The organism is Nocardia uniformis NBRC 13702 (assembly GCF_001613345.1).
Taxonomy (GTDB): Bacteria; Actinomycetota; Actinomycetes; order Mycobacteriales; family Mycobacteriaceae; genus Nocardia; species Nocardia uniformis.
In genome coordinates, this window is sequence record NZ_BDCE01000060.1 from 46,972 (window position 1) to 59,634 (window position 12,663).

The 12,663-nt window shown below is 68.9% G+C and carries 9 protein-coding genes and 1 pseudogene; 4 read left to right on the top strand and 6 right to left on the bottom strand.

Going from position 1 to position 12,663, the window contains the following annotated elements:
• Positions 1-96: 96 nt before the first annotated feature.
• Positions 97-1,026, bottom strand: coding sequence for an NAD(P)/FAD-dependent oxidoreductase (locus tag NU1_RS21905; protein WP_067523706.1), 930 nt, complete (start codon positions 1,024-1,026; stop codon positions 97-99).
• A 388-nt stretch (positions 1,027-1,414) separates the two neighbouring features.
• Here NU1_RS21905 and NU1_RS21910 point away from each other — a divergent pair, with 388 nt between their 5' ends.
• The gene (locus NU1_RS21910; protein ID WP_245720247.1) at positions 1,415-1,969 is read left to right on the top strand and encodes an AAA family ATPase; all 555 of its coding nucleotides are present in this window, start codon (positions 1,415-1,417) and stop codon (positions 1,967-1,969) included.
• A 357-nt stretch (positions 1,970-2,326) separates the two neighbouring features.
• Here NU1_RS21910 and NU1_RS21920 read toward each other — a convergent pair whose 3' ends face one another.
• Together NU1_RS21920 and NU1_RS21925 are read right to left on the bottom strand one after the other, a co-directional pair.
• A complete protein-coding gene (locus NU1_RS21920; RefSeq protein WP_245720248.1) occupies positions 2,327-3,262 on the bottom strand; it encodes a YegS/Rv2252/BmrU family lipid kinase in 936 nt (311 codons plus the stop codon).
• Positions 3,259-4,836, bottom strand: a complete 1,578-nt coding sequence (locus NU1_RS21925; protein WP_067523708.1) for an FAD-binding oxidoreductase — start codon at positions 4,834-4,836, stop codon at positions 3,259-3,261. Before NU1_RS21925 ends, NU1_RS21920 begins: the two co-directional genes overlap by 4 nt.
• A gap of 118 nt (positions 4,837-4,954) precedes the next feature.
• Between NU1_RS21925 and NU1_RS21930 the strand changes: the two genes are divergently transcribed.
• The gene (locus tag NU1_RS21930; RefSeq protein ID WP_067523690.1) at positions 4,955-5,545 is read left to right on the top strand and encodes a TetR/AcrR family transcriptional regulator; all 591 of its coding nucleotides are present in this window, start codon (positions 4,955-4,957) and stop codon (positions 5,543-5,545) included.
• Positions 5,542-7,080: a glycerol-3-phosphate dehydrogenase/oxidase gene (locus tag NU1_RS21935; protein ID WP_067523691.1), complete on the top strand. Its 1,539-nt coding sequence runs from the start codon at positions 5,542-5,544 to the stop codon at positions 7,078-7,080. The genes NU1_RS21930 and NU1_RS21935 overlap by 4 nt, the downstream gene beginning before the upstream one ends.
• 392 nt (positions 7,081-7,472) lie before the next feature.
• Here the strand turns inward: NU1_RS21935 and NU1_RS21940 are convergent, their stop codons facing one another.
• Both NU1_RS21940 and NU1_RS21945 read right to left on the bottom strand, forming a co-directional pair.
• Entirely contained in the window at positions 7,473-8,312 is an 840-nt protein-coding gene (locus tag NU1_RS21940) for a patatin-like phospholipase family protein (protein WP_067523692.1), read from the bottom strand.
• Between the two features lie 78 nt (positions 8,313-8,390).
• Positions 8,391-8,846 (bottom strand): hypothetical protein, encoded by a 456-nt coding sequence (locus tag NU1_RS21945; protein ID WP_157552768.1) that lies wholly within the window; start codon positions 8,844-8,846, stop codon positions 8,391-8,393.
• 530 nt (positions 8,847-9,376) lie between these two features.
• Here NU1_RS21945 and NU1_RS21950 point away from each other — a divergent pair.
• Entirely contained in the window at positions 9,377-11,674 is a 2,298-nt protein-coding gene (locus NU1_RS21950; protein ID WP_157552771.1) for an FHA domain-containing protein, read from the top strand.
• A gap of 5 nt (positions 11,675-11,679) precedes the next feature.
• On the opposite strand, the pseudogene NU1_RS21955 reads toward NU1_RS21950, so the two are convergent.
• A pseudogene (locus NU1_RS21955) lies at positions 11,680-12,663 on the bottom strand (serine/threonine-protein kinase); the annotation flags it as partial.

Consider the following 12,663-nt stretch of genomic DNA (forward strand, 5'->3'; position numbering starts at 1 on the left):
CTCGAAAGCCAGCCTACCGCCGATCCGGGCAACCCCTTGGAATCCATAAGCAATTCTCAGGTTTTCGCCTAATCGCCCAGGATAGGCCAACTTTCGTCAGTGCGGATCACAATCGTCTGCCATCAGATCGGTGTTGATGGCGATGGCGACAGCGGCGGCGGTACCGGCCGCGGTGATCACCTGCATTCGCGGATCCACCACATTGCCCGCTGCCCAGACGCCGGGCACGCTGGTCTGCCCGTTGGGGTCGGTGCTGACGAAGCCCTGGTGTCCGATTTCGCAGCCGAGCGCGTCCAGGACCGCATTGTCCGGGATCATGGCGGCGACGACGAATAGGGCGGAGCGGGCGACCGAGCTGCCGTCGGTGAGGTCGACCGTGTGCAGGCGGTCCTCGGCAATGGTGAGTCCGGACACCTTTCCGTCCATGATGCGCACCCCGCGCGCGGTAATGCGCTCACGATCGATATCGGACAGGTCCAGGGTGTTCGGGAAGAACACCAGGTCGCGAGACCACTGCGGCAGCATCAGTGCCAGGTGGACCGAGCGGGAGACGGGTCCGGGTTCGGCCATGCCCATCAGACCGAGGGGCTGGTCGGCCACTTCGTGGCCGTGGCAGTAGGGGCAGTGCAGCACATCTCGACCCCAGCGCTCGAGTAGGCCCGGAATGGGCGGCAGTTCGTCGCGCAGTCCGGAAGTCACCAGCAGCCGCCGGGTGCGCAGCGTGCGTCCGCCGGTCAGGCGGACGGTAAAGCCCGGTTCACCCTCGATCCTCTCGGCCGTTGTCGCCCGGTCGTCGACCAGTTCACCGCCGTATCCGGCCACCTCCTCGCGGCCGACACTGAGCAGGTCGAGCGGCGGCATACCGTCTCGGGACAGGAACCCGTGCATATGTGCGGCGGGGGCATTTCGCGGCATGCCCGCGTCCACCACGGCCACCCGGCGTCGGGATCGGGTCAGCACCAGTGCCGCCGACAGTCCCGCTGCCCCGCCGCCGACGATCACTACGTCGTATGTTGTTTCGCTCATTGCGATCACCTCCACGGACAACAGTCGTGCAGGAGTGACAGGGCGGCAAATTTCGTTGCCGTTTCCGGGAATTCGCGCGGCCTTCACCGCATTGGCGGCCACCACCGGGATGCGGCTCCATGTGCGGGTGCAGCCAACCGATCACGGCAGGGCCCGCCTCCCATTCGGGTACCGTCCAGTATCCCAAGTAGGCTCGCCCCCAGGCGATCTGGAGCCAGGATCGGGGTTTTCCCGGTTGCCGAACGGTGGGCGAGTGCGGAGGCTGGGAGACGTGAACCCTCCGCTCGAATCCGGCCCGCTCCACCTCTCCCCCGAACCGCGCAGTATGACGCCTCGTGAAGTGCATGATTTACGCGGTGACGGAGTCAGCGAATTGCGTTATCCAGCAATGGCTGCTGTGATGGTGACCGGAGTCCCCGGGGCGGGGAAGAGCACCGCACTGCGCAATCTCTTCGGTGCCACCCAAGACGCCGTCCAACCGGTTGTCGGACAGGACGGGGCGGTACTGCTGGATTCCGGACACGCCCGCAACTGGTGGGCGCCGCGGCTGGGCGCGATCCCCTATCCCCTGTGGCTGCCGATCGTGCATATCACGCACTTTCTGCGGATTCGTGCGGCGCTGTACACCGTGAACGGCCCGGTGGTCATTCACGACTGCGGGACGCGGCAGTGGGCACGCCGGCTGGTCGCGATGTGGGCACGGGGCGCGGGGCGGCAGGTGCACATGATCATGATCGACGCGCCCGCCGAAGCCGCACTGGCCGGGCAGATTTCCCGGGGACGCGAGATCATCGGGCTCAGTTTCACGGTGCACTGCGTGAAGTGGCGCAGACTGGTCGATTCGGTGGCGACGGGCAAGAAACCAAGGCCCGCACCGACATCGGTGGTCATTCTCGATCGGGCGGCCGTCACCGAATTGTGTCAGGTGTCGTTCGCGGCGTGAAGCCATCGCGAACGCCGATCCCGTATCCGACCCGACACCGTTCCGGTACCGCGGGCCGGTGCTATCGGTATGAGACTGAATAATGGTGAGACGCAGGTACTTGCGACCAGTTCGGTACCGCCTCTGCTGGATGGATTCATACCACCTCCCCCGAACCCAGAGTGGGTGCACGTGCCAGCGAAGGAAACTGTCGGTGCGGCCGGAAACGGGCAAGGTGGCGGCATCGATGTGGCCCGGGTGCGAGCCGACAGTCCTGCAGAACTGGTGGAAATCGTGTGAGCGCCCCCGACCGGGCATGGGTCGGGAATGCTCACACGTCCGAGGGCGGGCTGGAGGCTCCGGACCGGCCGCGACGGGCTACGGCACCAGGACCGCCTGGGCGCCCGGTACCGCACGGAATGTGGCCGGAAGCATGCCCGCCGGTTCCCCGTCGGCCGTCGCGGGTGCACCCGAGGCCGACAAGGTGATGGTGGCGGCACGGTACTGGCTGACGGCCGGGTGGTCGATGCGCTTGCCGGAGGACAGCGACGGCAGCATCTTGAGCATCGCGAGCCGCGACATGGCCCCGACCACGGTCAAATCCAGCATCCCGTCGTCCACGACCGCGTCGGGACAGATGAGCATGCCACCGCCGTAGGTCTTGGTATTGCCGACGGCGACCATGATCGCGTCCAGTTCCACCACGGTGCCGTCGGGGTGGTCGGGCGATCCGGTGAGTTCGATGCGGTACGGCACCGCCAGCCCGTTGAACAGTTCGATGAGCGCGGCGAACGTGTAGCGCATCGGCCCCTTCGGCCAGCGCAGTTCGTTGGCGCGCAACGTGACTCGGGCATCGAGACCGGTACCGGTGACGGTGGCGAACCAGAACGGACCGGAATCCGCGGCGGTGGCCGCGGTTTCGACGGTGCCCAGGTCGATGTCCTGGGTCTTGCCCGCGAGCACCACATCGACCGCGGCATCGGTCGCATCCGGAATACCGAGCTGCCGGGCGAGGTCATTGCCGGTACCGCCCGGCACCAATCCGAGCGGAACACCGGTCCCCGCGAGCTCTTGCAGCACAACACAGGTCAGGCCGTCGCCGCCCGCGCTCACCACGGCATCGGGGCGATGCTCCGGATCAGCGAGGGCTTCGCGCACCAGCCGTGCGGTATCGGCCGCCGAGGTGCCGCACAGCTCCCTGACCCGCACGCCATGGGTGGTGAAGCGGGCGATGGCGGCGGCGCCGACCTCGAGGCCACGGCCGTGCCCGGACATGGGATTGGTCACCAGGGCGACCGAGTGGATCTCTTTCACGGGATCAGCTTCCCAGGGTTGAGGATTCCGGTGGGGTCGATGGCCTGCTTGACCGCGCGCAGCACCTGGACGCCCAGGTCGCCGATTTCGTCGGTCATCCACGGGCGGTGATCCGCGCCGACGGCGTGATGGTGGGTGATGGTGCCGGCGGCGGCCACGATGGCGTCACCGGCGGCGCGTTTCGCGGTGGCCCACTGGGTGATCGGGTCGTCGGCCTGTTTGGCGATGACGGTGAAGTAGAGGGAGGCACCGGTCTGGTAGGTGTGCGAGATGTGGCACATGACCAGGGCGGGGGTGCCCTGGGCGGTGAGCGAGTCCGTCAGTGCCTGGGTGACTTTCGCCTTGAGGTTGGCGAGGTTGGACCATTCGGTGGCGGTTTCCAGTGTCTCGCAGAGGATTCCGACATCGAGGAGGGCGTCGCGCAGATACGGGGCGTTGAAGCGGCCGTGTTCCCATTCCCGGGCGGGGGTTTCGCCGAGGGCGGTGCCGCCGGCGGCGGTCAACAGGGCTTCGGCTTCGCCCTTGCGGGCCTCGACGTGAGCGGGGGTGCCCTCGAAGGTGGTGATGGCCAGGCAGCCGCCGACGGTCGCGCCGCCGATATCTCCGGCGCGGGCCAGGTTGAGTCCGGTCTCCGCCTCGTCGGACAGCCGCAGCACGGTGGGGTTCGCGCCGGTCTGGATCACGGTGCGCAGAGCGTTCGCGCCGGTGGTGAAGTCGGGGAATGACCAGGCCTGGTAGGCGGTGGTTTCCGGGACGGGGTGGACGCGCACGGTGACGGCGGTGATAACACCGAGGGTGCCCTCGGATCCGGCGAAGAGTTCCCGCAGATCGGGTCCGGCGGCCGAGGCGGGGGCGCGACCCAGGTCGAGGCTGCCACCCGGGGTGGCGACGCGCAGCCGCTGGATCATGTCGTCGAAGCGGCCGTATCCGGCCGACGCCTGTCCGGAGGAGCGGGTGGCAGCGAAACCGCCGATACTGGCGTATTCGAAGCTCTGCGGGAAGTGGCCGAGCGAAAGCCCCTGCGCGGCAAGCAGTTCCTCTGCCTGCGGGCCGGTGAGTCCCGCGCCGAGGGTGGCGGTGCCGCTGATCGGATCGACGTCGGTGAGGGTGTCGAGGCGGCGCAGGTCGAGCGCGATGACGGTGGGGAATCGGCCACGCACCGGGTCGAGACCGCCGACCACGCTGGTGCCGCCACCGAAAGGCACCACGGCAATGGCGTTTTCGGCACAGTAGGCGAGGATCGCGAGGACTTCGTCATGGTCGGCGGGGAAGACAATGGCGTCGGGGGCGTCCTGCTCGCCGTCGGCGCGGCGGCGCAGTAGATCGGGGGTGCTCTTACCGCCCGCGTGGCGCAGCCGATCGCGATGATCGGCCGAAACATTCTCCGCGCCGACCACCGCGACGAGCCCGGCATGCTGCTCGGACGTAATCGCGGTCGCGCGCAACGGCACATCGCCCTCATCGCGACGGGTCACCGGCTCGCCGGACACGCCGAACACCTGCGCGAGCAGTCCCCGAATCTGTTCGGGCAGTGGTTTATGTCCGGACGGGGCGCCCCAGGCGTCCCAAACCATACCCGCGCGGACCTGCGGCTCGCCCGGGTTTTCCGCGGATGTGGCGGGTGCTTTCGTGTCGACCATGCGTTACAGTCTGACATAGAATGTCAAGTAGTAACGATGATGGTGGTGACAGATGACCGAACCGTCCTCCGCTGTCGATCGGGCGATCCTCGACGCGGCGCGGGCCTGCGTGTCCGAATTCGGGGTGCGCCGCACGACGCTGACCGAGGTGGCGCGGCGGGCGGGTGTGAGCCGTCCGACCGTTTACCGCCGGTGGCCCGATACCGGGTCGCTGGTAGCGGATCTGCTGGTACGGGAGTTGCGCCAGATCGTCGACGGCACCCTGCCCGCGGAAGGCACCGCCCGCGAGCGGTTGTGCCGGGGCATTGTCGGCGGCGGTGCGGCACTGCGCGAGAACCCGCTGTTCCAGAAGATTTTTCGGACCGACGCCGACGTCATGCTCACCTACGTCTTCGATCGCCTGGGCCGCAATCAGCGCCACCTCATCGAAATGTTCGCCGAGACAATCGAAGTCGGACAGCGAGAAGGTTCGATCCGCGACGGCGATCCCAACCACCTCGCCACCATGCTGCTACTCATGAGCCAATCCGCGGTGCAATCCGCGGGTACGGTCGCCCACCTCCTCGACGCCGAACACCTCGACGCCGAACTCGCCTATGCCATCGACAGTTATCTGACTCCGCTCCGAAAGGCCAAGTCATGACCGGAACCTCGAACAACGGCAACTCCGCGCTGAATGCCGCTCGGCGGCAACGGGAGCTGCTCGCGTTGGGTGATGGCGGCGCGATCGATGTGCTGGTGATCGGTGGGGGGATCACCGGGGCCGGGGTGGCCCTCGATGCCGCGTCGCGGGGGCTGCGAACGGTACTGGTGGAGAAGCACGACCTGGCGTTCGGGACCAGTCGGTGGAGTTCCAAGCTGGTGCACGGCGGGCTGCGCTATCTGGCCAGCGGCGGGGTGGGGATCGCCCACGAGAGCGCCGTGGAGCGCGATATTCTGCTGACCCGCACGGCCCCGCATCTGACCCGGGCACTGCCGCAGGTGGTGCCGCTGCTGCCGGGAATCGGTGTGGCACAGCGAAGTCTGATTCGGGCCGGGTTCGTGGCGGGAGATGTATTGCGGCGCACGGCCGGAACATCGGCCGCGGTGCTGCCGCGATCGCGGCGGGTGGCGGCCGCGGAGGCCCTACGGTTCGCGCCCACGGTACGGCGCGACGGTTTACGTGGCGGGCTGCTCGCCTGGGACGGGCAATTGGTGGACGATGCCCGCCTGGTGGTCGCCATCGCGCGAACCGCGGCGCTGCACGGCGCGTCAATTCTGACGCGGGTGGAGGCGACCGATGTGACCGGCGACTCGGCCGTGCTGCGCGACCGGCTCACCGGCGAAACTCTCACCGTGCGAGCACATTCGGTTGTCAATGCCACCGGCGTGTGGGCCGATGAGGTCGACCCGAGTATCGAATTGCGCCCGTCGCGTGGCACCCATCTGGTCTTCGACGCGGCCGCGTTCGGCGGCCTGACCGCGTCGCTCACGGTCCCGATTCCGGGCAGTATCAGCCGTTTCGTCTTCGCCTTCCCCGCCGCGCACAATCGCGTCTATCTCGGTCTCACCGATGAGGAGGCTCCCGGTCCCGTCCCCGACGTCCCGCACGCCACCGACTCCGAAATCGACTTCCTCCTCGACACGGTCAATACGGTCCTGCGGGAGCCGCTGACCCGCAACGATATTCGCGGCACCTACGCGGGTCTGCGCCCCCTGCTGCGCACCGCCGGGAATACCACCGCCGATATCTCCCGCGAACACGCCGTCCTGCGCGCCCCCACCGGCGTCATCACCGTCGTAGGCGGCAAGCTCACCACCTACCGCAAAATGGCCGAGGACACGGTAGACGCCGCCCTCGCGGGTTCCGGTCTGACCGCCCGTCCGTGCCGAACCCGCGACCTACCCCTGGTAGGCGCGGTCTCCGGGGCGGCCCGCGACCGCATTCCCGCCCCCACCCGCCTGGTCGAGTGCTACGGCAGCGAAGCCACCGCCATCCTCGAACTGTCCCGAGCCACCCCCGCGCTGGCCGACCCGGTAGCCCCCGGCCTGGACGTCACCGCCGCCGAATTCACCTTCGCCACCACCCACGAGGGCGCACTCGACGCAGACGACCTCCTGGACCGCCGCACCCGCCTCGGCCTGGTCGTCGCGGACCGCGCCGCCGCCGAACCGGCCGCCAAGGCCGCCTTCGAGTAACCACCCACGTCGCCGCCGAGCGCTGAGCCCGCTCTCAACACCCTGGATTGGTATTTGGCACCCGCTACCAGGCGGTGCCGAGTCGCTCGTGATCGACGAGCGGTCGCTACTTGGGGTAGGCGGCGGGTGGGTTGGGCGGCGTTGGTCCGGGTTCGTTTCGATCGACGCGGTATCGCGGGACTACGGCCGGTTGAGGTAATCGCTTCGGCTTGGGCACGAAACGGATGTGGGTTCCACGGGATCCGAGGCCGCGGACTGGCACCCTGGTAGAGCGCGGCTGGTCGACCGGCAGCGTCGCGGTCGCCGATGTCCGCGGGGTGCGGGCGGCCGGATCGTCGGGCGCGGGGTTTCTCATCGACCCCGAGCGGCGTCCCCGGGGACGGCTGCCTGGCTCAGCCCCAGAACGCGGCGATTCGGTCGGCTTCCGATTTGCCCTGGGCGCGACCGGCTTCGGCGGCGGGGATGCGGGTGGCGGTGTCGAGGGGGTTGTCGCCGAAGGCGGTCTGGGTGGCCTCGTCGGGGGTGATCAGTTCGACCCGGATACCGCGGGCGGTGAGGTCGGCGATTTCCTGGTCCACGGGTGGACCGGGCATCGGCGCGATAATCAGTACTCGGGCGCAGTCGGCGGCGTAATCGGCATTGGTGGTGCTGCGGACGCCGCCGTCGGTGTAGTGCGCGCCATTGATGGTGACTGTCGGCCAGACGCCGGGGACGGCGGAACTGGCGGCGACCGCGTCGACCAGGGAGGCGCCGGAATCTCGGTCGAAGACACGGGGTTGTCCGGATTCGGCATTGACGGCGATGACGAGCAGGCGTCGGTTCGGCCACTCGTGCGCGGGTAGTCGGGTTTCGACGACCGCGCGGCGGGCCGCCTCGGGGACGGTGCGGGTGGCGAGGGCTACCGCGCCTACTCGACGTCGCTCTTCGAGCGGGTCGCCCCCGGATTCGGCACCGATCGCGGCCCAGACGGGAGCGAGGTCGGCGAGCGGGTTGCCGGGTGGCACCAGTTCGCGGCTCTGGACCCGCGGGTCGATCTGCCTGCGAAACAGCTCTTCTCGCGATAGCCCACTGGCGAATTGGGCGGCGACATTCGCACCCGCCGAGGTGCCGATCAGCAGCTCGGCATCCGCCACCTCCACACCGGCGTCACCGAGCCCGACGAGTACGCCGTTCTGCCACGCGATTCCGGCCACTCCCCCGCCACCGAGTACCAGCGCACGGTCGCCTGCCATATCGACTCCTCTCGCCTCAACTAGTAGCCAACGTACAGCTACTGGCAGACACGCCGTGTGGGAGCCGAAGGCGCTCTCTCAGTGGAGAACGATGCACCCCGACCCGCTGTGCAACCCCGTCCCCACCCGCAGATCCACATAGGGCACCACATCTTCGCCCGGCGCACTGTGCTGAATCACCTGCAACCGGTGCGCACCCGGCGTCGCGGGCGCCCAATGCGCCGTCGCGATGGCTCCCGACGGGTGCGCCACCGCGAACGCGATCCCATTGTCATAGAACACAACCGGTGTCACCGGATCATTCACATACGCATTGACCGGATAGGAACATCCGGTCCCATAGTTGGTGGCCGGCCCGAAACTGATCCCCGGCTCCACCCCCACCCGCGTCGCCGTACCGGCGGCATTCGGCGCGGCGAGCACCGCCGCCCCAACCAAGGCGGCCACTCCCGCCACCACCACGCGTCCCCGCGCGCCCGTACCGCTGGACATTCGAATGCGCGGCCGAGCAGAGATCCGGTTCCCAATGCTCATAGGGCAGTCCTCGTCATGCCGAGTCGACGCCGGGTGCGCCGACGATCTTTCCGTCGATCGTGACGTGTGATGAGCTCCACCGCATCGAAACGCGCGGAAATGGGCTCGAGTTGGCGCGTCCTGCATAGGCTCGCCGTCTATCCACGTGCGGAAACACCGTGCTGCGGTAACGGAAGACCCCCCGACGAGCGCACTGCTACCTGAGTGCGGCCGCCGCACAGTCACCTCGAGGCACACCTCCGCGCATGACTCTCCGGGTGCCGCGGCGTGCGAGCCGGTCTGGAACCGGGAGAAGGAACGCTGGTGGCGGAGGGTACTCGGCCTACGCCACCGCGGCTTCCCCCCGATCTCGACGGCTGCCGGTGCTCGGGACACCACCCGTGCGATTGCGGCCGCCGGTGGGGGTACCGCCGGGTGAGGGGTGACATAGACATCGCATCCGGGCGGTGGAACGTCCTATTCTGGGCTGCAATGTTCGGTGCGCCGGGTTGGTTTTCCCGGCCGCGATGCGCCGGGGAGAGGAGGCGCGAATGGGGCGAATTCCGTCCAGTGTGAGGTTGTCGCGCGGGGAGGGGCTGATCGCGCGGTTCGGCGGTGTGGTGCTGTTCCTGACCGGCGAAACTCCTTCGACGGAACGGATCCTCGGAGCTGTTGAGGCGGCGGCCGGGGCGAGTGATCCGGGAGTGGCGGTCGCACAGCGGTTGGCGGCGGCGATCTTCTCGAGTGGGTCCGGGCAGTCGCCCTCGTTCGGGGTGGTCGCGCCGACTTCCGAGGGGCTGCTGGTATTGCTGCGCGGGCCGGTTCGTGCGGTGATCGAGGGGCCGGAGGGTGCCCACGAGCTATCCGGTCATCGGGCTATGACCTGGGCTGACGAGATAATCCGGGATCCGGTGCGGCGCATTACCGTCAGCGGCGACGGCACGGCCAACGAGGTCGCGCACACCGACCTACGCTCCGGTGTGGTCCCCGGCGGCGGTTTCGTCCTACACGCCCCGCCCACGGGCATCGCCGACCGTCGGCGCTCCGCCGCCACCCCCAAAACGACCGCACCGCTGCCGCCGACCGACGCCACCGCACGCGAGCCCTTGCCGACCCCCTCCCACACGCGCTTCACTCCCACCGCCGACAGCGCCCCGACCCCGCCGCGCAGGACGGGTAATGCGGCACGCGGCACCCCGCGCGGCGGCAGTTCATCGGACATTCCCCGTAGCGAGGCGGCATCGAGAACACCCCGCAGCCCAGCCGCTCCGGGAAATCCGCTGGGCGGCGCGGGAGCGGATATGGCACGAATCGGCCCGAGGGACCGAACCACGCCCAATCCGGGGAGCACCTTCGCCCGGCGCAGCGCCGAAACGAGTCCGAACCCCGAACGCTTCGGACCAGGAGCCCCACCTGGGACCGAAGCGATGGCACAGGTCGAGGCACAGGTCGAGCATCCCGAGGCAGACGCGGCGGAGTACGTCCCGACCGAGCGTGGACCGAGGACACCAGGGAAGACACCGGAGGCGGCGGCATCCGGTGCCCCACAGAAATCACGACCCGGAACCTCAACGGTCGGCACACCGGGCGGTCGGGCGGTATCGAAGGAGTCGCACACCGCGACCGACGATGTCTCCCCGGAGGCGGGCTATCCCCCGGCGAAACCACGAGCGGGCACTGCGGGGACGGCCACATCGGGTCGCGGCACAGGATCGAAGGATCCGCACGCCGTATCCGGCGACGCGGACAGCCCACCACCCACTGCGCTCTTCGAGAAGCAGTCCGGCACACCAACAGCGCCGCCCGGCCGATCGAAACGCCCAGCCGCCGAGGCGCAGCGAACTCCGAAACACCCGGCCGCGCAGCCCGACACGCAGCAAGCTTCGAACCAACCCGCGGCCCAGCGAACTCCGAACCACCCCGCCACCCAGCGAGCTTCGAACCAACCCGCCGACCAGTCCGGCGGGCGCACAGTCGATTCCGCCGATTCCGCAGTGGTGAGCCCCGCGAAGGTATCCCCCGGCGGCACCCGGAAACCGCCCACCAGTCCGGCTGAGCCGCCGCCGACCGAGGCATTCGATGCCGAGGCCGCTGCGCGCGAGGATGTCCCGGCCGGGCCAACTCCGGCGGCACCATCCGATGCCCCGGAGCCGCCGCCGACCGCAGCCTTCGATGCCCGGGCCGCCGCATTGGACAACGCCGAATCGCCGGACTCCGAGCCGCACGCGCGCCGCCGGAAATCTCCGGCCGGACCCGCCGAAGACCGTCGCCGCGAATCGTCCAAACCTCGCCCGCGATCGTCCGATAAACCCGGGGCCTCATCCCTCGACAAGCCTCGGGCCGCACCATCCAACCGGTCCCGGCCCGAATCGCCGGGAGAACCGCGAGCCGAATCGCCGGAGAAGCCTTGGGCCGCACCACAGGCGTGGTCCGCGGTCGCCGGTCGTGCACCGGTCGGCGGGCCGCCCGCACCGGATACTCCCCGGATCGCCCAACCCACCGGCGCGCTCACCACCACCGAGGGGGCGACCTACCCACTGGATCGGCCGTACGTCATCGGGCGGGACCCCTTGACCGATGACGCGGTGCGGCGGGCCGCCGCATCGCCGATCGTACTCGCCGGGAACCGGCACATATCGCGAGTCCATGCACGCATATCCCTCGACACCGCAAGGGTTTTCGTGCAGGACGCCGCCACCCCGGGCGGAACCTTCGTTGCCGCCCCCGGCATCGACGACTGGAAGCGACTCGGCCCCCATCGATTCGAACTCGCACCCGGCTGGAGCGTACGAATCGGCGACCGCATCCTCACCTACACCACCGAACCTGTACGCCCACACCGATATTGACTGCCTCACAGCAGGTCGCGGATGCGGCTCAAACGTAGGTAGCGGTAGCGGCGGCCCATGCGGCGACCGGCGACAGCGGCGACGAAACCGGTGGCGGCACCCAGTGCGGCGCAACAGATCAGGGTTGCGGTGGTGGGTTCGGTACCGAGCAGGATCCAGGCGGCGCCAACGGCCGCGACCGCGAACAGCGCGGTGCTGATGGTGAGGCCGACGGTGGCGGCGAAACGGGCATTGCCGCGACGCAGGGCGCGGGAGTTGGATTCCGCGTATGCACCGGCGAAGAGGGCGAGCAAAAGGGTGCCGACCGCCGCGACGGTGGTGACGGGACGCTGGATGGTGCGGACGCCGAAACTGTAGGTGGCGGTATCGGTTCCATTGGGGGACACGATCAGTTCGCCGGTGAGGTCACCGGCGAGCACGTACTGGTTCACCGGGGCGGGGACGGTCGCGGTGGGCTCCGCGCCCGGCTCGAGCGGTGTGACCGCACCGCCGACGCGTGCGCCCAGGACATTCCACGAGAGTTTCGCGGTGTCGGCATCGGTGCCGGTGACGGTGATCGGCACGGGCTGCGAGAGATCGACTTCCACCCGGTCGACGGTGGCGGGATCCACACCGGCGATACGAACAGTGTTGGGCGGTACGACATCTCCACTTGCCGCTACGCCCAGGCCGAGCACCGCGACCGCACCCGTCGCGACAGCCAATATCCCAGCCGCGAGCAATGGCACCCGCGGCGACGGCAGTTTGACGACCTGCTGAACCGGCACCAGATCGCCACGATCGACATCGATCAGCCGAACCCCGTGCTGCTCCAGCGGTTGTCGAGGCCGCATCCGCAGGGTGGGCACCGCGCGCCGAGTCGGCGAGGGCCCGCGCGCGGCAACCGCACCGGACCACCGATACGCCGGATCCGAGGCCGCGTGGGACCTCGGCGGGTCTGTTCGCGGTGGAAGGGTCGGCCGCACAACGGTCTCGGGCGCGGACAGCGG